General features: G+C 30.0%; 22 protein-coding genes. 4 read left to right on the plus strand and 18 right to left on the minus strand.

Translation table 11 applies throughout. From position 1 onward, the window contains the following. Position 1: 1 nt before the first annotated feature. From porD to KQS_RS09310, 6 genes are all read right to left on the minus strand, one after another. Positions 2 to 886, minus strand: coding sequence for a type IX secretion system protein PorD (gene porD, locus KQS_RS09285; RefSeq protein WP_014388930.1), 885 nt, complete (start codon positions 884 to 886; stop codon positions 2 to 4). After that, positions 876 to 2102, minus strand: a complete 1227-nt coding sequence (coaBC, locus tag KQS_RS09290; protein WP_014388931.1) for a bifunctional phosphopantothenoylcysteine decarboxylase/phosphopantothenate--cysteine ligase CoaBC — start codon at positions 2100 to 2102, stop codon at positions 876 to 878. Before coaBC ends, porD begins: the two co-directional genes overlap by 11 nt. 17 nt (positions 2103 to 2119) lie before the next feature. Next, positions 2120 to 2434: a DNA-directed RNA polymerase subunit omega gene (locus tag KQS_RS09295; protein ID WP_014388932.1), complete on the minus strand. Its 315-nt coding sequence runs from the start codon at positions 2432 to 2434 to the stop codon at positions 2120 to 2122. A gap of 8 nt (positions 2435 to 2442) precedes the next feature. Next, positions 2443 to 3249, minus strand: a complete 807-nt coding sequence (locus tag KQS_RS09300; RefSeq protein ID WP_014388933.1) for an outer membrane protein assembly factor BamD — start codon at positions 3247 to 3249, stop codon at positions 2443 to 2445. 89 nt (positions 3250 to 3338) lie between these two features. Further along, complete coding sequence (gene dapA, locus KQS_RS09305) at positions 3339 to 4217, minus strand: 4-hydroxy-tetrahydrodipicolinate synthase (RefSeq protein ID WP_014388934.1); 879 nt, start codon at positions 4215 to 4217, stop codon at positions 3339 to 3341. A 2-nt stretch (positions 4218 to 4219) separates the two neighbouring features. Further along, positions 4220 to 4738 carry a DUF6913 domain-containing protein gene (locus tag KQS_RS09310; RefSeq protein WP_014388935.1) on the minus strand — a complete coding sequence of 173 codons (519 nt, stop codon included), beginning with the start codon at positions 4736 to 4738 and terminating at the stop codon, positions 4220 to 4222. 46 nt (positions 4739 to 4784) lie between these two features. Between KQS_RS09310 and KQS_RS09315 the strand changes: the two genes are divergently transcribed. Together KQS_RS09315 and KQS_RS09320 are read left to right on the plus strand one after the other, a co-directional pair. Next, entirely contained in the window at positions 4785 to 5570 is a 786-nt protein-coding gene (locus tag KQS_RS09315) for a 5'-nucleotidase C-terminal domain-containing protein (RefSeq protein ID WP_014388936.1), read from the plus strand. Positions 5571 to 5581: 11 nt separating this feature from the next. Further along, complete coding sequence (locus KQS_RS09320; RefSeq protein WP_014388937.1) at positions 5582 to 6499, plus strand: bifunctional metallophosphatase/5'-nucleotidase; 918 nt, start codon at positions 5582 to 5584, stop codon at positions 6497 to 6499. Here the strand turns inward: KQS_RS09320 and KQS_RS09325 are convergent. The 7 genes from KQS_RS09325 to rpsF form a co-directional block, all read right to left on the minus strand. Then, positions 6486 to 7211 (minus strand): hypothetical protein, encoded by a 726-nt coding sequence (locus tag KQS_RS09325; protein ID WP_014388938.1) that lies wholly within the window; start codon positions 7209 to 7211, stop codon positions 6486 to 6488. The two genes, KQS_RS09320 and KQS_RS09325, sit on opposite strands and share 14 nt — an antisense overlap. Before the next feature lie 3 nt (positions 7212 to 7214). Beyond that, on the minus strand, positions 7215 to 7898 hold the full coding sequence (locus KQS_RS09330; protein WP_014388939.1) for a lysoplasmalogenase family protein: 684 nt from the start codon (positions 7896 to 7898) through the stop codon (positions 7215 to 7217). Next, the gene (ligA, locus tag KQS_RS09335; protein WP_014388940.1) at positions 7891 to 9882 is read right to left on the minus strand and encodes an NAD-dependent DNA ligase LigA; all 1992 of its coding nucleotides are present in this window, start codon (positions 9880 to 9882) and stop codon (positions 7891 to 7893) included. The genes KQS_RS09330 and ligA overlap by 8 nt, the downstream gene beginning before the upstream one ends. A gap of 3 nt (positions 9883 to 9885) precedes the next feature. Then, positions 9886 to 10362: a DUF6495 family protein gene (locus KQS_RS09340; protein WP_014388941.1), complete on the minus strand. Its 477-nt coding sequence runs from the start codon at positions 10360 to 10362 to the stop codon at positions 9886 to 9888. 80 nt (positions 10363 to 10442) lie between these two features. After that, positions 10443 to 10886: a 50S ribosomal protein L9 gene (rplI, locus tag KQS_RS09345; protein ID WP_014388942.1), complete on the minus strand. Its 444-nt coding sequence runs from the start codon at positions 10884 to 10886 to the stop codon at positions 10443 to 10445. A gap of 63 nt (positions 10887 to 10949) precedes the next feature. Further along, entirely contained in the window at positions 10950 to 11246 is a 297-nt protein-coding gene (gene rpsR / locus KQS_RS09350; RefSeq protein ID WP_041252071.1) for a 30S ribosomal protein S18, read from the minus strand. Further along, entirely contained in the window at positions 11246 to 11587 is a 342-nt protein-coding gene (rpsF, locus tag KQS_RS09355) for a 30S ribosomal protein S6 (protein WP_014388944.1), read from the minus strand. The genes rpsR and rpsF overlap by 1 nt, the downstream gene beginning before the upstream one ends. 168 nt (positions 11588 to 11755) lie before the next feature. Between rpsF and KQS_RS09360 the strand changes: the two genes are divergently transcribed. Next, entirely contained in the window at positions 11756 to 12454 is a 699-nt protein-coding gene (locus tag KQS_RS09360) for a LytR/AlgR family response regulator transcription factor (protein WP_014388945.1), read from the plus strand. Here the strand turns inward: KQS_RS09360 and priA are convergent. Both priA and KQS_RS09370 read right to left on the minus strand, forming a co-directional pair. Further along, positions 12451 to 14889 carry a replication restart helicase PriA gene (gene priA, locus KQS_RS09365; RefSeq protein WP_014388946.1) on the minus strand — a complete coding sequence of 813 codons (2439 nt, stop codon included), beginning with the start codon at positions 14887 to 14889 and terminating at the stop codon, positions 12451 to 12453. The two genes, KQS_RS09360 and priA, sit on opposite strands and share 4 nt — an antisense overlap. A 30-nt stretch (positions 14890 to 14919) precedes the next feature. Then, positions 14920 to 15915 (minus strand): NAD(P)H-dependent glycerol-3-phosphate dehydrogenase, encoded by a 996-nt coding sequence (locus tag KQS_RS09370; protein ID WP_014388947.1) that lies wholly within the window; start codon positions 15913 to 15915, stop codon positions 14920 to 14922. 234 nt (positions 15916 to 16149) lie between these two features. Here KQS_RS09370 and KQS_RS09375 point away from each other — a divergent pair, with 234 nt between their 5' ends. Then, entirely contained in the window at positions 16150 to 17028 is an 879-nt protein-coding gene (locus KQS_RS09375) for a hypothetical protein (RefSeq protein WP_014388948.1), read from the plus strand. Between the two features lie 67 nt (positions 17029 to 17095). Here the strand turns inward: KQS_RS09375 and KQS_RS09380 are convergent, their stop codons facing one another. The 3 genes from KQS_RS09380 to nadD all read right to left on the minus strand — a co-directional run bounded on the left by KQS_RS09380 (position 17096) and on the right by nadD (position 19452). Next, positions 17096 to 18262, minus strand: coding sequence for an iron-containing alcohol dehydrogenase (locus tag KQS_RS09380; RefSeq protein ID WP_014388949.1), 1167 nt, complete (start codon positions 18260 to 18262; stop codon positions 17096 to 17098). A gap of 63 nt (positions 18263 to 18325) precedes the next feature. Further along, positions 18326 to 18874 (minus strand): hypothetical protein, encoded by a 549-nt coding sequence (locus KQS_RS09385; RefSeq protein ID WP_014388950.1) that lies wholly within the window; start codon positions 18872 to 18874, stop codon positions 18326 to 18328. After that, positions 18871 to 19452: a nicotinate (nicotinamide) nucleotide adenylyltransferase gene (gene nadD / locus KQS_RS09390; RefSeq protein ID WP_014388951.1), complete on the minus strand. Its 582-nt coding sequence runs from the start codon at positions 19450 to 19452 to the stop codon at positions 18871 to 18873. The genes KQS_RS09385 and nadD overlap by 4 nt, the downstream gene beginning before the upstream one ends. Between the last annotated feature and the right edge of the window lie 17 nt (positions 19453 to 19469).

The raw sequence follows: 19469 nt of genomic DNA on the forward strand, positions 1-19469 counted from the left end.
ATTACCTTATTTTATTCCATTTAGAACCATTAAGAGGTGAAATAGATTTTAAGTTTTCCGTTAAAACAGCCAAATCTACTGCTGGTCCACCAGTAAAAACAGACACAATTTCATCAGTTTTAGCATCAAAAAAAGTACGTGCTAATAGAGAATTAGGTCTAACTTTATGTATTTGATATAAAATATCTATAGATTGAATTATATTTAATTTTCCTTGTTTAACATCAGTTGCCATATTATCTAAACCTTTTATATGATAAAAATACATCGATTCGCGATACGCATCATAGGTATTTGACATTAAATCAGATATTAAATTGAATCTATTTTGTTTTTTTCCAGTTTGCACCCACCCAGGATAACCACTTGTTTGAGCTACGGTAGCAATATTTAGAGCTCTTTCAAAATAATCTGTACCTCCTTTATTTGAAAAAGTATCGGCATCACTACCAATAATTATATTAGCATAAAAAGCACCTAAAGAAAGTAAATTTGAAGTAAATGAATTTTGATCAAATACAAAGTTTTCAGATTCAACATACCTAAAAGATACTTCTTTATCATTTAAATTTAATACAGGAGTTGTATAATTTGAATTAAAAACGGGTCTTGAAGAAGTAATTTGTAAAGTAGCTTCAAACTCATTACTATTAAAAGAATTAATGAATAAAAAAAACGAGCAACTGATCTTCTCATTCATTTTAGTCTCTTTATCTGTAAATTTTGTATTGTTTAAGAAGTCAGCAAATTGCTTTTCTAATGATTTAAAAATTTGATTATTTACGTTTGTTATTTTATCATAATTAACCACTACTGTAGCTTTTAATTCTTGAGCTTTAACAAAAGCTCCAAAAAATAAAATAAAATATAATAATTTAAACTTCATATTTATTAACAATTAGGTTAACTATATCTTCAGACACTAATTCTTTAGATTTTAATTCGTTTTCAAAAATAGTAAAATCTTTATCAATAAAAGTAACTTTGTTGGTTGGTTTTCCAAATCCAGCGCCTTTATCATTCAGAGAATTTAAAACTATTAAATCTAGATTTTTTTTAACAATTTTTGCTTTTGCATTTTCTATTTCATTTTCAGTTTCTAATGCAAATCCGATTAAAAATTGTTGCTTTTTTATCTGACCTAAAGATAATAAAATATCTTTATTCTTTTCTAATTCAATAGTAAACGTATCTTCTGTTTTCTTTATTTTTTGTAAAGCAACATTTTTTGGCTTATAATCTGCAACTGCAGCTGCAGCAACAGCAACATCAACCGTATCAAAATATTGATGACAAGCCTTATACATTTCTTCTGCTGAAGTAACACGAATTACTTGAATTAAATGATGGTCTAGTTGCAAATAGGTTGGCCCAGTAACCAAAATAACTTGTGCCCCTTTACTAGCAGCAGCTTTTGCAATATCAAATCCCATTTTACCTGTAGAATGATTCCCAATAAAACGGACAGGATCGATTGCTTCATAAGTAGGCCCTGCTGTTACTAGTATTTTTTTACCTCGCAATGGCAACTTACTTTCAATATCTTTTTCTATGAACAAAACAATATTTTCTGGCTCAGCCAATCGCCCTTCTCCACTTAATCCGCTAGCCAATTCACCTTTTTCTGCTGGAATTATAATATTTCCAAAACTTTCTAATTTTTTAAAATTATCAAGTGTTGATTGGTGTTTATACATATCTAAATCCATTGCTGGCGCAAAATAAACAGGACATTTTGCAGATAAATAAGTAGCTAATAATAGATTATCGCAAGTTCCATTTGCCATTTTAGACAACGTATTTGCCGTTGCTGGCGCTATTAACATATAATCTGCCCAAAGTGCCAATTCAACATGATTTGTCCACACCCCTTCTTGCATATTAGAGGCATCATTTACATCATCATAAAATGTGGAATATACAGGATTTTTAGATAATGTAGCTAAAGTTAAAGGTGTTACAAAATCTTTAGAAGCAGGTGTCATGACTACTTGTACATGCGCACCTGCTTTTATAAAAAGTCTAACCAAAGACGCAGTTTTATAAGCGGCAATTCCACCAGAAATACCTAGTAAGATTTTTTTACCACTTAAAACAGACATGGTTTATAATAATTTGATTATTTTGAAGTCTTGTAATAGATTTTACCATCCATCCACTCTTGCACAGCTAAAGCATGAGGCTTTGGTAATTTTTCGTAAAATTTAGAAACTTCTATTTGTTCTTTATTTTCAAAGATTTCTTCTAAACTATCATTATAAGTAGCAAATTCATCTAACTTATCGATTAATTCTTTTTTAATTTCAGAATTAATTTGATTTGCTCTTCTTGCTATGATTGTAATTGCTTCATACACATTTCCTGTTGGTTCTTCAATAATTGTTTTATTGTAAGTTGTTGTGTTTACTGGAGCATTTGTTTTCTTTAAATCCATGATAATGATTAATTTGTATATTGTTTTAACTCTCTATCTACTGTTTCTAACATTTTGTTAGCTTGGTCTAAAAACTTAGTATCTGCTTTATATTTTATTAAACTATTGTATAAATTTTTAGCTTCATTTAATCTTTCTTGTTTTTTTGCAGGAACCGATAAAATTGCCATTTGGTAAGCAGACCCAAATTTATAAAATAATGCATCTTCTCTAAATTTTGTCCCAGGATAATCTAAGATAAAATTATCAAAAGCTTTGATTGCGGTGTTATAGTTGTGAAAATATTCACCTGTAGTATAATACTGTTTTGCTATTTCAAAAGCCTTTAATTCAAGTTTTTCATTCAACTCTTTAACAATAGCATTTGCTTTAGGCAAATATTCAGAATTAGGATATTTATCTGCAAAAGCTTGTAATTTTTCTAAGGCTTTATAAGTATCTACTTGATCTAAACTATAAATTGGAGACAATTTAGCATAACAATCTGCTCCTAAAAAAGCAGCTTCTTGAGCATGAACACTTTTCGGATAATTGGCTGCAAAACTTTCAAACTGATAACCTGCAGTATAGTATTGTTTTGTTATGTATAGTGCTTTTGCATATTTGTAAAACACATCTTCTGCATTCGATTTACCTCTCACTGAAGTAGCATATTGTTCGAACAAACGAATTGCTTTAGCATATTTTTCTTTCTCATAAAGTTTGGAAAAAACTTCGTTTTTAAAGTCAACCTGATCAGACTTTAATGCTCTTTGATATTCGCTACATGAAGCCAATACAAGTAAGCTGAAAAAGATATAAATATATTTTGTCATAATTTTATTTAGGTAATTTTCCCCTTTGATCTTGACCAAAAAAGCAACCGCAAAGGTAGATATATTTTTAAGTATTACAAAAGTTTTTTTTAGTTCAAATTTTTGATGAATTTTTGAAGTCTTTCTGAAAGATTTTCATCAACATTAACTAATGGCAAACGCACGGTGTTTTCAGAAATACCTAAATGCATAAATACTTCTTTAATTCCGGCTGGATTACCTTGTTCAAAAATCATATCAATTGAATCTGCTAATTTATAATGTAACTTATATGCTTCATCTACTCTTTTATTCAAACCTAAACGAACCATTTCAGAGAATTCTTTTGGAAAACCTTCTCCTATTACCGATATAACCCCTGCGCCACCAGCTAATACCATTGGCAATGTAATCATATCATCTCCAGAAATCACTAAGAATCCTTCTGGTTTATTTTGTATTAACTTCATTGCCTGTACAATATCACCAGCGGCTTCTTTGATACCAATAATATTTTTAAAATCTTTTGCTAATCTAATAACAGTACTTGGCAATATGTTACTAGCTGTTCTTCCTGGCACATTGTAAACTATAATTGGAAGCGGAGAAGCTTCTGCAACAGCTTTGAAATGTTGGTATATTCCCTCTTGAGTAGGTTTATTATAATAGGGAGAGACTGACAGTATTGCTGTGAAACCACTAAAATCTCTAGTTTTTAATTCTTCAACAACCTGAGCAGTATTATTACTTCCAACACCCAAAACTAAAGGCACTCGTCCTTTATTTGCATCTTTAATTGTTTGAATTACCAATTCTTTTTCATCTGAAGTTAATGTTGCTGTTTCTGCTGTAGTTCCTAAAACTACTAAATATTCCACACCACCTTCAATTACAAAATTTACAATTCTAGTAAGCGCTTCTGTATCTACTGAAAAATCTTTTTTAAAAGGAGTAACCAATGCTACACCAGTTCCCATTAATGACTGCATGTTTATATTTTTTTTAGTATTTTTAAATATTTGAACAATTCCGAAATAAATTCTTTATAATTTTCTGCTGGCAAATTTATCATAAAATGATTAACTCTCTTGTCTATTGTTTCAAACCCAACTTTAAATTTAGCTTTTGATCTTTTAGTAATTAAAAGTAGAACTTGTTTTTCAATATCATAGTAATTAATTAATAAATCAAATGGTTTTTCAACAAAATTAGACACTATTTCATTTTTAATTTGCCCAGACCATGAAATATTTTTAGTAACACAATAGTTTTTAGTTGCATCACTATTTTTTTTCTTTTTATCTAAAAAATGTAAAACTTCAATAGCATTACTATCGACACCCTTACAGACCAATTCTTCAATTAGTTTATCAATTTCTGTAAAGTAAGTTTCATCAACGATTATACCAACTGTTTTTATAGTATGATGAGTATAGTCAAGTTGATGTTTATCTAACCTTTTATTGATATTTCTTTTAAGAAAAAAATTTTTAATTATTCTTGAAAACATTGTAATTTTACTTCCCGTACAAAATTAACGCAAACCATTGGAAAATATGATATCCAAAATTAAAAATAGTAAACAACTTTACCTATTTTTTGTTACAATTTTAACATTAAGTTTTTTATATTCATGCAAAACAAGCACTTATAGTAATTATAAGATTGAAGGTAAAAAAATTCCAATAACTTCTGAATTCAAAACAAATGAGGCAATTGATGCTTTTGTTTCTCCCTACAGAAATCATATAAATCAAGATTTAGATGTAATTTTATCCTACTGTCCAGAAACTTTAGACAAGAATAAAGGTGAATTTCAAACAAATATTGGAAATTTTATAGCAGATGCATGTGTTGAATTAGCAAACCCTCTTTTTTACAAAAAAGAAAATAAAAAGATAAATGGAGCTATTTTCAATAATGGCGGAATAAGAACTGTAATTCCTAAAGGAAATGTAACAAAAAGAACTGCATTTGAAGTAATGCCTTTTGAAAACAGTTTACAAGTTATTGCTTTAAAAGGAACACAAATTTATGAACTAGCAAATTATTTTGTAAAAGAGCGCAAACCACATCCTTTAAATGGGATTCATTTATATTTAGACAGTAATAACAATATCACAAAGGTTACTATAGAAAATGAAATAGTAAACCAAGACAAGGTTTATTATATTTTAACATCTGATTATTTAGCTAATGGTGGAGACAATATGACTTTCTTTTTAAAAAATGAAGGAAAATATGATTTAGAATATAAAATGCGAAATGTTTTAATTGATTATTTTACTACACACAGGTCAATTGAAGCTAATGTTAATGAAAGAGTTTCTAAAATAAAATAAACTACTTATTTATGAAAAGAAGAACATTTTTAAAAAATACAGCTGCCAGTACAGCCTTTCTTGGAATTGCAGGAACCACATTAAGTAGTTTTACAACTTTAACAGAAAAAAAAATTACAATATTGCACACCAATGACGTACACAGTCATATTGATCCTTTTCCTGCTGATCATCCTAAAAATCCAAATATGGGTGGTGCTGCTAGAAGAGCTTCTGTAATTGAACAAATTCGAAAAGAAGAGAAAAACGTTTTATTGTTAGATGCTGGCGATATATTCCAAGGTACACCCTACTTCAATTATTATGGTGGTGAACTGGAATTTAAAATAATGAGCATGATGAACTATGATGTTGCTACGATGGGAAATCATGATTTCGATAATGGAATTGAAGGATTTTATGCTCAACTCCCTCATGCAAAATTTGACTTTGTTTCTGCTAATTATGATTTCAAAAACACCCTATTGGACGGAATTGTAAAGCCCTTTAAAATAATTAATAAAAACGGAATTAAAGTCGGAATCTTTGGCTTAGGCGTTCAATTAGAAGGTTTAGTAGATAAAAAATGTTACAAAGAAACTATTTATAATAACCCTATTGAGGTAGCAACAAGTATTGCTCAACAATTAAAAGAAGATGAAAAATGCGATTTAGTAATTTGTCTTTCTCATTTAGGCTTTCAATATAAAAATGAACCCGAAAAGCCTAGCGATACTAAACTTGCTCAATCAACAAAAAACATCGATTTAATAATTGGTGGCCATACACATACTTTTTTGGAAAAACCATTAATTTACAAAAATCTTGAAAACAAAGATGTAATTGTAAATCAAGTAGGAGCTTATGGAATTAATCTTGGTCGAATTGATTTTTATTTAAGTGATGATAAGAAATATATAGGACAAGAAAAGAATATTACCCTTTACTAGGGTATTTTTCTCTTTCTAATAGGAATCGAAGAAGAAAATAATACACTGGAATTTCTATGCAACAACCTATAAAAACCAAAATAGGATTATTAAAATAATACTCGTTTATAGCCAAACAAACATCGGACATTACTAAAGAAGCAAGCATGGCTAATAAAAATTTTGCAGAAAGTGATTTCTTTTTAAAAGCGTTATAAATACTCAATAAAAAAACAGTTAGCAAAACAAAAACATAAATAATTACAAAATAAACTTCAGATTTAAAAAGCTTAAAACCAAAATTAAAAACTTTTAAAGCGATCAATATTCCAAGTATAATCGCTAATACCCTACCAAATACAGAATTATTTTTTTTATATTTTTTTACTATTTCGGAATCATTCACTACATAATAAAAAAGTATAAACAAAACTACTACATACATTAAAGTTGCGATTTCATAAATCTTTCTATCTTTCAACAAAATAACATTATCTGCAAAGAAAATAGCACTAAAAAGAAATAAGTTTAAAATTGTTTTTTTGCTATTTGCAGTAAAAAAATATACAAAAGCGATACACGGAATAATAATCGGTTTAAAAAGTAAAGCTTCATCCTCTAATTTCAAATACTTATTAAAAAATAAATATAAAATATAGGCAATAAAATACACTACCAGAGGAACCGTAGTTAAGTCTTTTTTTAAAGAACCTGCTTTAATTTCTTCCTCCATAATTTACTTATTTTTAGCTCTCAAAATAAAAAACTTAATATAGAAATAATAAGAAAGTATTTGAGTGACAAGATTTACAAAATGAAAAACAAAATTTGAATCTATTTTTTTATTAAAGATATAAAATAAATCTGAGACAATAAATGCCATTACCGTTAATAATGCATAAAAACTTGATTTACAATCTTTTATAGCAAAAAAAACTACAGAAATTAAACACATTAATACTAATGAAATTCCATAGCCAATTATTAAAACAGATTCCGCTACATTTGTTATACTCAACATATTAATTACACTTACTAACAAGAAAACAAGAAAGCAAGCAACTAAGATTACGGATAAATTCAACAAAGAGAATTTTTCAATTTTAAATAATTTTAGAAAATCATTTCCTATGATATTTAAAAAAATCAAATAAGGAATTAAAAAAAACACCAAACTTTGCAAATAAAATTCATCTGCACCAATCAATGTCAACATTTCTCCACAGTAAAAAAAACAAAGAGAAATTAATACCCAATAAGAAATTCTTTTTTTTACTTTTTCTAAATAATAAAAAAACAGGATAGGTATAAAAATAGGCTTAAAAATTAGTTCTAAACTTTCGTTATGTAATAAAGCAGCAATGATGTAAATCAGTGCTACTAAAAAATAAAGAATAACTATAAACTGTTTTTTAACCATTGATCATTTCACTAAATTGAATTTCGGTTATTATTGGTATATTTAATTGTTTTGCTTTCTCTAATTTAGCAGGTCCCATATTGTCTCCTGCAATTACGAAATCGGTTTTAGATGAAATTGAACTTCCAACTTTACCCCCGTTATCTTCTATAGCTTTTTTTAATTCATCTCTAGAAAATAATTCAAACACACCTGAAACCACAATTATTTTACCTTCTAGTTTATTGGAAACATTTGTATTTACCTCATTCAATTCAAATTGAATTCCAAAAGATTTCAAGCGATTGATAATCTCTATATTTTTTGAATTTTGAAAAAAGTCCATTACACTTTGTGCAATTCGCTCCCCAATTTCATCAACCGCAACAAGATCAAGTAAGGTTGCGGCAGCTAAATTATCAATGGTTTTATAATGTTTTGCTAATTTTTTAGCCACTGTTTCTCCAACATATCGAATTCCTAAAGCATAAAGAACACGGTCAAAGGGAATTTCTTTTGATTTTTCGATTCCTTTTAATAGGTTATCGGCTGATTTTTCAGCCATGCGATCCAATACAATTATTTCTTCTTTTTTTAATTCATACAAATCCGAATAATTTTGCACTAATCCAGCATTAAATAATAAAGCTACAGTTTCTCCTCCTAAACCTTCAATATCCATAGCTTTCCTTGTGATAAAATGCTGAATTCGACCAATAATCTGAGGAGGACATCCATAAAAATTAGGACAATAATGTTGTGCTTCGCCTTCGTTTCTTATTAATTCCGTTTGACATTCAGGACAATGTGTAATGTATTGTGTTGGATTTTCTTGATTCCCTCTTTGTGCAACTCCGATAATTTTCGGAATTATTTCGCCTCCTTTTTCAACATAAACTTCATCTCCAATTCTAACATCTAATTTTTCAATTTGGTCCGCATTATGCAAAGAAGCTCTTTTAACAATGGTACCAGCTAATTGAACCGGTTCCAAATTAGCTACAGGAGTAATAGCACCTGTTCTTCCTACTTGATAGGAAATTGAATTCAAAACAGTACTAACTTGTTCAGCTTTAAATTTATAGGCTATAGCCCATCTTGGTGATTTTGCGGTATAACCTAATTCATCCTGAAAATGCAAATCGTTTATTTTAACCACTACTCCGTCTGTTTCATAGGGTAATTCATGGCGGTGCACATCCCAATAATCAATAAATTCAAACACTTCTTCTATTGAATGAACTAATTTACTTTGTTTCGGAACTTTAAACCCCCATTCTGCCGCTTTTGTTAAACCTTCAAATTGCGAATTTAAATTCAAATTAGCACCAACTAACCCATACAACAAACAATCTAACGGTCGTTTAGCTACTTCTGAACTGTCTTGTAATTTCAAACTTCCTGAAGCCGTATTTCTTGGATTTGAATACGGTGTTTCTCCTATTTCAATTAATTCTTGATTCATTTTTTCAAATCCGTCAAGAGGTAAAATAATTTCTCCTCTAATTTCAAATTCAGAAGGAAAATCACCTTTTAATTGTAATGGAACTGATTTAATAGTTTTTATATTATTGGTGACATCATCACCTTGAAAACCATCGCCACGAGTAAGTGCGCGCTTAATTTTACCGTTTTCATAAGTAATACTAATGGAAGCACCATCATATTTTAATTCACAAGTGAAAGCCAATTCAACATCGCCTAAAATTTTTTGACAACGATTAACCCAATCCAATAAATCTTCTCGTGAATAAGAATTATCCAACGAATACATTCGGTACTTATGGGCAATAGTTTCAAAATTTTTAGTTATTGTACCACCAACACGCTGCGTTGGGGAATTTTCGTCGAAATAATCAGGATGTTTTGCTTCTAAATCTTGTAATTCTTTTAGCTTTATATCAAACTCATAATCAGAAATCGTAGGATTATCTAACACATAATAATTATAATTATGCTGATTTAATTCTGCTCGTAACTTTTGAATAGTTTCTAAAATAGACATGATTTAAGCAATATTGATTAACGTAATTAATTTTGAATACAATTCCCCTTTACTAATGATTCCTCCATTTTCAATAATTCTGAAAACTTCTTCATTTCGATTGTTTGCTACTTCTTTTTTACCGGTTTGAATCGTAACTTCGTTTGAAAATAAATTTTCACTCAACCATTGAATTCCATCTGCAGTAAAAAAGTCGACGGTATCATTAGAAGTATTAATGATTAAAGATTCTAAATATTTTTCATAACATTTAAAAAGGAAAATATAATTGGTAGAAAAATGGTCAATGAATTTAACATTTGTCAAAGCCTTATCCCAAATCAAATCAGAAAACACATCTACTTCTTGAAGTGCTACTTCTGGTTTATTTAATTTTATATCATCCCATTCTTTTTTATCAATAGATTGTGCTGCTAAAAAATTAATAAATTCTGGATGCAATTCCTCTAATTGTTCTTTGGTAAGACGTGTGTATTTCATTCCTAATTTTTAATAATGGTAAAAATAAAAAAAAGTCCCGACAGAATCGGGACTTTTCAAAAATATTATTTAGAAATCAATTACGCTTTTTCAGCAACGATTTCGTATGGTAATTCAACGATAACTTCTCTGTGTAAACGAACAGTAGCGTTGTATTTTCCAGTTCTTTTAACTAAACCACTAGTGATGAATTTTCTATCAATTGAATGTCCAGCAGCTTCTAAAGCAGAAGCAATATCAGCGTTTGATACTGAACCAAATAATTTTTCACCACCTGCTTTAGCAGAAATTTTGATTTCTAAAGCTTTTAAAGCTTCAGCTAATGATTTTGCATCAGCAACGATTTTAGCTTCTTTGTGTGCTTTTTGTTTTAAGTTTTCAGCTAAAACTTTTTTCGCAGAAGAAGTTGCTAAAACTGCAAATCCTTGAGGAATTAAATAATTACGACCGTATCCGTTTTTTACTGTAACGATATCGTCTTTAAATCCTAAATTTTGAACGTCTTGTTTTAAAATTAGTTCCATGTTGTTGTCCTTGTTTATAGAAGTTAGGTTCCACAGAATGGAAACCAACAACTGTTATTTAAATTATTTTAATAAATCAGCTACGTATGGCATTAAAGCTAAGTGACGTGCTCTTTTTACTGCAACTGATACTTTTCTTTGGTATTTTAAAGAAGTACCTGTTAATCTTCTTGGTAAAATTTTACCTTGCTCGTTTACAAATTTCAATAAGAAATCTGGATCTTTATAATCTACATATTTAATTCCAGATTTTTTGAAACGACAATATTTTTTTTGTTTGTTTGTATCAATGTTTAAAGGAGTAAGATATCTGATATCTCCTTCTTTTTTTCCTTTAGCAGATTGTTCGATTGACATGATTAGTTTGCTTTAGTTTTTAATTTCTCTCTTCTTCTTTCAGCCCAAGCTACTGCATGTTTATCTAAACTTACAGTTAAGAATCTCATTACTCTCTCGTCTCTTCTAAACTCAGTATCTAAAGCAGCAATAGCTTCAGCAGGAGCTTTGAATTCGAATAAAGTGTAAAATCCACTTTTCTTGTGTTGGATTTCGTAAGCTAATTTTTTTAAGCCCCAATCTTCTTTAGCTACAAATTGAGCCCCTTTAGAAGTAAGAAAATCTTCAAACTTACTTACTGCTTCCTTTACCTGAGTTTCAGATAAAACGGGATTCAAAATGAAAACAGTTTCATAATTTTTCATGTGTAATATTTTTAAATTGGGTGCAAAGATACTTATTTTTATCTAATCTCCAAACCTATCATGATGATTATTTTTTTGTAAGATATTTTTAATAATTAATTTTTTTTTAATACATTTATCCAATAAATTACTATATTAGCAGGAAACTAGTTAAAACTACCCTACCCTATGAAATTAAACACCATTGTAGTTGACGATAGTTCAATCCAAAGGATAACAATAGCTAAGTTGATTTCGGAACATCCTAATCTGAAATTGAGCGGAGATTTTTCGAATGCACTTGAAGCTAAAAGCCATATATCAAATAACCAGGTGGATTTGATATTTTTAGATATCGAAATGCCACATATTACTGGATTTGATTTATTAGACGGATTAAAAATTAAACCCCAAATTATTTTTATTACCTCTAAGGCGGATTATGCCGTAAAAGCGTTTGATTATTCTGCGGTTGATTTTCTTCAAAAACCTATCAAAAAAGAACGTTTCATACTCTCTGTTAAAAAAGCAGTTGAAATGTATCAATTGAAGCATGAAAATCATATTGATGAACAAGGCGCTCACATAATTATTAAAAGTAATCTGAAAAAAATCAAAGTCTTTATTTCTCGTATTAAATGGGTAGAAGCTTTTGGTGATTACATAAAAGTAGTAACTTATGACGAAACTCATCTTGTATTATCCACTATGAAAGCCTTTGAAAGTGAATTACCTAAAGATCAATTTTTAAGAATTCACAAATCGTATATTATCAACCTAGATAAGGTTGAACGATTCAATAGTAAATTTGTTGAAATTGATGGCGAGAAAATTCCGTTAAGCAGAAACAAAAAAGAAGAAATTATAACAATTCTAGAGAATTATTAATAATCTACATTTACAGTTAACTTTATAGCTCTATACTGTGGAACTGCATCAAAACTCATCAATACTTTCTTGATGAGTTTTTTTGTATTAACTAAATTAGAATTGTTGGGTACTTTTATCAAAATAGTACGAATATATTCATTTCGAATTCGGTTAACTACCGGTTCTTCTGGACCTAAAATAGGAATAGCTAAATTTTGAGTCATAACATTATACAACCACATACTTCCTTCTTTTAATTTATCGTAATCTTTATGACGCAATTTGATTTGAATTAATCGATAATAGGGCGGATATTTAAAATTACTTCGTTCATATATCTGCTCTTTATACATAGCACCGTAATTATTATTCACCACTTGTTGAATAGTATTGTGCAATGGATTGTATGTTTGAATAACAACACTTCCCTTTTTAGCTTTTCTTCCTGCTCTTCCCGAAACTTGCACCATCATTTGGTACGCCCTTTCATAGGCCCTATAATAGGGTTGGTTCAATAAATTATCGGCATTTAATATTCCAACTAAAGTCACATTTTCAAAGTCGAGCCCTTTTGCTAACATTTGTGTACCAACTAAAATATCAATTTCTTGATTTTTAAATGCATCAATTAATTTTTCAAAGGCAAATTTCCCTCGAGTTGTATCTTGGTCCATTCGCGCAATTCGCTTAGTTGGAAATAATTTTTTCAATTCTAACTCAATTTGCTCTGTCCCAAAACCTTTAGTCGACAAATCCAAAGAATGACAATGATGACAATGCGTAGGCTTTGCAATATGATAACCACAATAATGGCATTTTAAAGCCTCTTTATACTTATAATAGGTCAGACTCACATCGCAATTGGGACATTGCGGCACATGACCACAGGTAATACATTCAATATAAGGAGAATATCCTCTACGATTTTGAAACAACATAATTTGCTCACCATTTCCTAAAGTTTCCTGCATACGTTCGATTAATTCATCCGAAAAATGTCCGTCCATTCGTTTACGGAAATATTTATCTTTTAAATCTATCAGATGAATCTCGGGCAAGACAACATTATTATACCGTTCAAACAATTCGATTAATCCGTATTTTTTTGATTGCGCATTGAAATAAGACTCAATACTAGGCGTAGCACTTCCTAACACTACTTTAGCATGATGCATTTTTGCCAATACAATTGCTGCGTCTCTGGCATGAAATCGAGGTGCCGGATCTTGCTGTTTATAGGTAGCTTCATGTTCTTCATCAACAACAATTAATCCTAAGTTGGAAAAAGGTAAAAACAAAGCACTTCGAACACCCAAAACTACTTTTGCCTTTTCTGAATTATGCAAAACCTGTTGCCAAACTTCAATTCGCTCATGAGAATTATATTTGGAATGAAAAACAGCTACTTGATTTCCAAAGTAAGCAGTAAGTCGTTGAACCAACTGGGTTGTTAAGGCAATTTCGGGAAGTAAAAATAAGACTTGTTTATCTTGAGCTATATATTCTTCAATTAATTTAATATACACTTCGGTTTTTCCTGAAGCCGTAACCCCATGAAAAAGATTTACATCATACTTTTGAAAATTTAAAACTAACGATTGAAAGGCTTGATTTTGAGCATCGCTTAATTGAATTTCAAACCCTTCTTCTTTTTCAAAAACTACCCTGTCTTGATTTATATAATAGGTAACAAAAATATTTTTTTCAATTAAATTTTTTAAAACCGCAACACTGACACCTGCAGTTTCTAGTAAAACTTTAGAAGAAATTGGTTTTCGTTCTCTTGCAAACAATTGGAAATAATGTAAGACCAAATCCTTTTGCTTTTGAGCTTTACCTAAAAGTTCTAATAATTCTTGTAATTTATCTTGCTGAAGGAATTCATCGTGCAATTTAACATACTTCACCAATTTTGGCTTGTACTGTTCTTGCACCTCTTCATTCATTAATAATAACCCTTTCTGTATTAAACTCTGAATAACCGGAATTACTTTTTTCTTATTTAAAATTTTAGTCACCTCAGCTAAAGTAATTGAAGATTGGCTTTGAAGCGCTTCTAGGATTAAATACTCTTCATCGGTAACTTCTTGTTGTTCAAATGTACTCTTTTCAGAGGTTAGTAAGGTTTCACTTTCTAGAATCAATCCAGAAGGCAATGCCGCTTTGTAAACTTCACCAACTGAACACATATAATAGTTAGCAATCCATTGCCAGTGTTCAATCTGTAGGGGATTTACAATAGGGTACCCATCTATAATTTGCTGAATTTCTTTAGCTTCGTATAACTCAGGCGGTGTTTGGTATTTTTCAATAACTAAAGCAGTATAAATTTTACTTTTTCCAAATGGAACAGCCACTCGCATTCCTGGGACAATAAACCGATACTCTTCCTCATTTACTGCGTAAGTAAATGTTTTATCTAACGCAAGAGGAAGAATTACATTTATAAACATAAATTTATTGTCAACTTTAAGAGAAATGGTTTAGTTTAACTTATCAGTTAACTTTTTAAATACTTCTTTAGCTTCCTTACCCTCGTACAACACTTGATAAACGGCATCAATGATAGGTGTTTTAGCTTGGTACAATTGGTTTAATTTATAGGCACTTTTCACTGCATAATATCCTTCAGCTACCATACTCATTTCCATTTGAGCCGATTTTACTGTGTAACCTTTTCCAATCATATTTCCGAACATTCTATTTCTAGAAAAAACGGAATACCCCGTAACTAACAAATCTCCTAAATAAGCCGAATTATTGATATTACGTTTCATTTTATGTACTTGTTTAATAAAACGTTTCATTTCTCTTATGGCATTACTCATTAATACGGCTTGAAAGTTATCTCCATAACCTAGACCATGGGCAATACCCGCTGCAATTGAATAAATATTTTTTAAAACAGCAGCATATTCTGTCCCTATAATATCATCTGTAATTTTTGCTTTAATGTAATAACTACTCACATTTTTAGCTACATATTTTGCCGTTTGCTTATCTGAACAAGCAATTGTTAAATAAGACAAACGCTCCATGGCAACTTCTTCTGCGTGACAAGGACCTGTAATTACGCCAATATTTTCATAAGGAATTGAATAGGTTTTATGAAAATGTTCGCCAACAATCATACTTGTTTCTGGCACAATACCTTTAATTGCCGAAAACACCTTTTTCCCGTCTAATTTCTCGTTCATTTTTTCTAATTCACCACTCAAAAAGGCCGAGGGAATGGCAAAAATTACAATATCTGCAAATTTTACAGCTTCGTTTATATCATTCGTTAAAAGTAATTTATTGACATCAAAAGCAACTGAACTTAAATAATTTGGATTGTGTTTTTGATGTTTTAAATGCTCTAATGCATACGTACTTCTCATATACCAAGCAATTTGTTCTTGGTTTTCACATAACATTTTTGCAATAGCTGTTGCCCAACTACCACCACCTATAACAGCAAATTTTGGTTTGTTTTCCATGTTTAAAAAAAATGAACTTCAAATGTACACATTTCATCGATAATGACAAAAATCAATTTTCAATTTCAATTTCAATACTAATATTAATATTAATTCATACATCGAGTAAAATGAAACTATTTGCTATCAAAAAAAATCAATTCAATATTTTTTTCATTTTGTTAATGACTTGTGAACGGTACTTTTTTGGCATAGGAGTTGAATTTAATTTTTTAACCTTAAAATTTAAAGCTTATGAGAACTGTAAAATTACTTTTAATGACCCTCATTTCTTCTTTACTACTTACTTCTTGTACAGTAGATGTTCATGAAGATGTTTACGTTGACAATAGTATTTCATTGCCACAATTGATGGAAGGTTATGATTTATGGTATGTAGATTATGCTAGAACCACAGGAAATGGAGAGGTACCTTTTTTATCTCGTGCATTCACTATTTCATTTTTAAATGGTGACTTATTTGCCAATAATAATTTAGTTGGAATTGGTTCAACTGGAAATGGATTTGGAGTTGCCATTGGGTATTATTCTTATACTCCAAATACCATTCGTTTTCACCATTCCATTTATGGGTTTTATGAACTAGAAGTGTATCAATTAGGTCCAAATGAAATCAAATTATACGACCGTTACCAAAACACGACCTATTATTTAATGGGCTATCAAAGAAGTACTTTTGATTATGATCGCGTTTTTTATGATAACATTCATTATTTCTTACAAGAATATGTTGCTTGGGAAAAAGTGAGTACAATTGGCGGTACAACAAATGCTTTTGATTATGAAAATTATTTAAAATTTATGGCTGGTGGAAGTGACGATACATTTAAATCATCACAAGATTTTAATGTGAGTAATTTAAACTCTATTTATTGGGATTATACAGGGCAATACAACATTTTGAATGTTCCTGGTAACTTCTACACCAAACGATTAAACTTGTATTACAACAACAATGATTATGAAACTTTTAAGATAACAATTGTTAATGATGGAAAAATAAGATTGCTTCACGAGAATTCTGGCACGATTTATGAGTTTATTGGAAGAGGATTTATTCCAATTATGCGTGAAGGTGTAAAAAGAACCAAATCTGAATCTCTTAAAAAGTAGTTTTTTTTAAATATAGTTAGTTTAGTTAGTTTGAAAAAGCCCGAAAAATTTTTCGGGCTTTTTTAGTTTAGTAACTCATTTCTACAATTTCTCTAACTTTATCGAGTGTAATATTTTGACGTTCGCCCATAGCTAACCAACCTCGCTCTTCAAAACGTTGCACTACAATGTCTGCTGTTTTTTCAATAGCTTCTGCATTTTCAGAAAGTTTCGTTTTCATTCCCATAGTATGCAAGAACTCTACTGTTTTTTCAATTGCTTTTTCCGCAATTTCTTCAGTTGAAGCACCGGTTAAATTCCAAACCCGTTGCCCGTATTGTGCCAATTTCTCTTTTTTAGAATCGAACATCACTCGGTATAAATTTGGACCAATAATAGCTAAAGTTCTGGCATGATCAATTTCATACAACGCTGTTAATTCGTGTCCAATCATGTGTGTAGCCCAATCCGAAGGCACTCCTTTTTGAATTAATCCATTCAATGCCATTGTTGCCGACCAAACAAAATTAGAAGCTAATTTATAATCTGTTGGGTTTTCTACAACACCTGGACCAATTTCAATTAAGGTTTGTAAAATACTTTCAGCAATTCGATCTTGTAAAAGCGCATCATGTGTATATGTTAAATATTGTTCCATTACATGTGTAAACGCATCTACCACGCCGTTTTGCAATTGTCTTTTAGGCAACGACTGAATAACCGTTGGGTCTACAATAGAAAATTTTGGAAACAATGCCGCACCACCAAGGGTTAATTTTTCTTGAGTAGCTTCAATAGAAACAACAGCACCTGAATTCATTTCAGAACCTGTGGCTGGTAATGTTAATACCGTACCAAACGGCACCACTTCATTTACATCCTTGAACAAGATTCTTTTTCTTAAGATATCAGCCTCGTCTCCTTTATAATTCACAGCAGCAGAAATAAACTTCGTACCGTCAATAACACTACCACCCCCAACAGCTAAAATAAAACCAATGTTTTGTTCGCGAATAATCTGCACGGCTTTCATTAAGGTTTCAAAACGTGGATTAGGTTCAATACCCGAAAATTCGATGATTTCCGCTGTTGGCAAAGCAGCTTTTACTTGGTCGTACACCCCATTTTTAAAAATACTTCCTCCTCCGTACGTTAATAATATTTTCACATTATTAGGGACAAGCTCACTCAGTTTAGCAATTTGTCCTTTTCCGAAAACATAGTTTACCGGATTGTATAAATCAAAATTTGTCATAGCACTTTATATTTAGTTGCACAAAGGTACTAAATGTTTGTATGTACAAATGATAAAGGAATGTTAAGAGTTAGAGATAAATTTATTTCTAAAAAAATTCATGGTTTCAATAATTTCTTCCGGATTATTAAATTCATTTAATTCAAAAGAAAATTTAGTTTCATTTTTCAAAAAAAGTAATAAAACATAACTTTCGTAATCGTGTTTTGGAGTTATTAAAAAACCATACTCATAAATCTCATTCCAATTATAAAAAGAAGTATTCAATTCAACTCCAGAGGAAGTAATCGTAATAACTATTTTTTGTCTAAATTTATAATAGAAAAAAATACTGACTTCAATTAAAAGTAAAAGTAAAAAATAAAGTAAAAATACTTGATTCTCAATTGAAATTAAACCTAAAAGCAAGACAACAAATCCTACTATAAATAACAAATAATTTTTTAGACCTGTATTTTCAAAAACAACAGTTTCTTTAAAATCAGAAATTATTGAACCAAATTGAGTTGACCTTTTAAAATAGGGATTACTAAAGATTGTATCAATAAAACTATTTGTTTTTGAGGATAGTTTGTGAATTTCTTTCTCAATTTTTTCATTCAATTCTATCACTTCTTATAAAACAAATTATGTTCTACATATTCCCATACTTTATTGGGCAACATAGGAATCACATTTTTACCGTTTTTGATACTTTCTCGAATAAATGTAGACGACAACTCAATTACTGGCGCACCTACTCTGTGAATTTTAGGATGATTCGCAAATTGATTATCTAATTCACCCGAGTTAAGTCTAGGATATACATAAATGTCGTGATTCTGCAATAACACTTCGTAATTTTTCCATTTATGGAAGGAATTCAAATTATCTTCCCCCATGATTAAAGCAAACTCGTATTTTGGATATTTCTCTTGTAAATAAGCTAAGGTAGTAACTGTATAATTGGGTTGGGGTAATTTAAACTCAATATCTGAAGGTCTAATTTTTGGAAAATCTTCAGTGGCCAAATGCACCATGTGCAAACGATGGTAATCATCCAACAACGTATTTTTTTGTTTATGTGGATTATGAGGAGTAACTACCATCCAAATTTGGTCTAAATTGGAATACTCAGCCATATGATTGGCTATAATTAAATGTCCAATATGAATGGGATTAAATGTTCCGAAGTAGAGACCTATTTTCATAAATAAAGTAAATAGTG

The organism is Flavobacterium indicum GPTSA100-9 = DSM 17447 (assembly GCF_000455605.1).
GTDB lineage: Bacteria > Bacteroidota > Bacteroidia > Flavobacteriales > Flavobacteriaceae > Flavobacterium > Flavobacterium indicum.

What these genes read in the sequence shown, in the direction of transcription:
- KQS_RS09375 (WP_014388948.1), top strand. Translation starts at nt 16,150, where the DNA reads ATGAGAACTGTAAAATTACTTTTAATGACCCTCATTTCTTCTTTACTA.
- KQS_RS09320 (WP_014388937.1), top strand. Translation starts at nt 5,582, where the DNA reads ATGAAAAGAAGAACATTTTTAAAAAATACAGCTGCCAGTACAGCCTTT.
- KQS_RS09325 (WP_014388938.1), bottom strand. Translation starts at nt 7,211, where the DNA reads ATGGAGGAAGAAATTAAAGCAGGTTCTTTAAAAAAAGACTTAACTACG.
- rpsF (WP_014388944.1), bottom strand. Translation starts at nt 11,587, where the DNA reads ATGAAAAATTATGAAACTGTTTTCATTTTGAATCCCGTTTTATCTGAA.
- KQS_RS09340 (WP_014388941.1), bottom strand. Translation starts at nt 10,362, where the DNA reads ATGAAATACACACGTCTTACCAAAGAACAATTAGAGGAATTGCATCCA.
- KQS_RS09330 (WP_014388939.1), bottom strand. Translation starts at nt 7,898, where the DNA reads ATGGTTAAAAAACAGTTTATAGTTATTCTTTATTTTTTAGTAGCACTG.
- KQS_RS09370 (WP_014388947.1), bottom strand. Translation starts at nt 15,915, where the DNA reads ATGGAAAACAAACCAAAATTTGCTGTTATAGGTGGTGGTAGTTGGGCA.
- nadD (WP_014388951.1), bottom strand. Translation starts at nt 19,452, where the DNA reads ATGAAAATAGGTCTCTACTTCGGAACATTTAATCCCATTCATATTGGA.
- KQS_RS09315 (WP_014388936.1), top strand. Translation starts at nt 4,785, where the DNA reads ATGATATCCAAAATTAAAAATAGTAAACAACTTTACCTATTTTTTGTT.
- coaBC (WP_014388931.1), bottom strand. Translation starts at nt 2,102, where the DNA reads ATGTCTGTTTTAAGTGGTAAAAAAATCTTACTAGGTATTTCTGGTGGA.
- KQS_RS09380 (WP_014388949.1), bottom strand. Translation starts at nt 18,262, where the DNA reads ATGACAAATTTTGATTTATACAATCCGGTAAACTATGTTTTCGGAAAA.
- priA (WP_014388946.1), bottom strand. Translation starts at nt 14,889, where the DNA reads ATGTTTATAAATGTAATTCTTCCTCTTGCGTTAGATAAAACATTTACT.
- KQS_RS09360 (WP_014388945.1), top strand. Translation starts at nt 11,756, where the DNA reads ATGAAATTAAACACCATTGTAGTTGACGATAGTTCAATCCAAAGGATA.
- porD (WP_014388930.1), bottom strand. Translation starts at nt 886, where the DNA reads ATGAAGTTTAAATTATTATATTTTATTTTATTTTTTGGAGCTTTTGTT.
- KQS_RS09295 (WP_014388932.1), bottom strand. Translation starts at nt 2,434, where the DNA reads ATGGATTTAAAGAAAACAAATGCTCCAGTAAACACAACAACTTACAAT.
- rplI (WP_014388942.1), bottom strand. Translation starts at nt 10,886, where the DNA reads ATGGAACTAATTTTAAAACAAGACGTTCAAAATTTAGGATTTAAAGAC.
- ligA (WP_014388940.1), bottom strand. Translation starts at nt 9,882, where the DNA reads ATGTCTATTTTAGAAACTATTCAAAAGTTACGAGCAGAATTAAATCAG.
- dapA (WP_014388934.1), bottom strand. Translation starts at nt 4,217, where the DNA reads ATGCAGTCATTAATGGGAACTGGTGTAGCATTGGTTACTCCTTTTAAA.
- KQS_RS09310 (WP_014388935.1), bottom strand. Translation starts at nt 4,738, where the DNA reads ATGTTTTCAAGAATAATTAAAAATTTTTTTCTTAAAAGAAATATCAAT.
- KQS_RS09300 (WP_014388933.1), bottom strand. Translation starts at nt 3,249, where the DNA reads ATGACAAAATATATTTATATCTTTTTCAGCTTACTTGTATTGGCTTCA.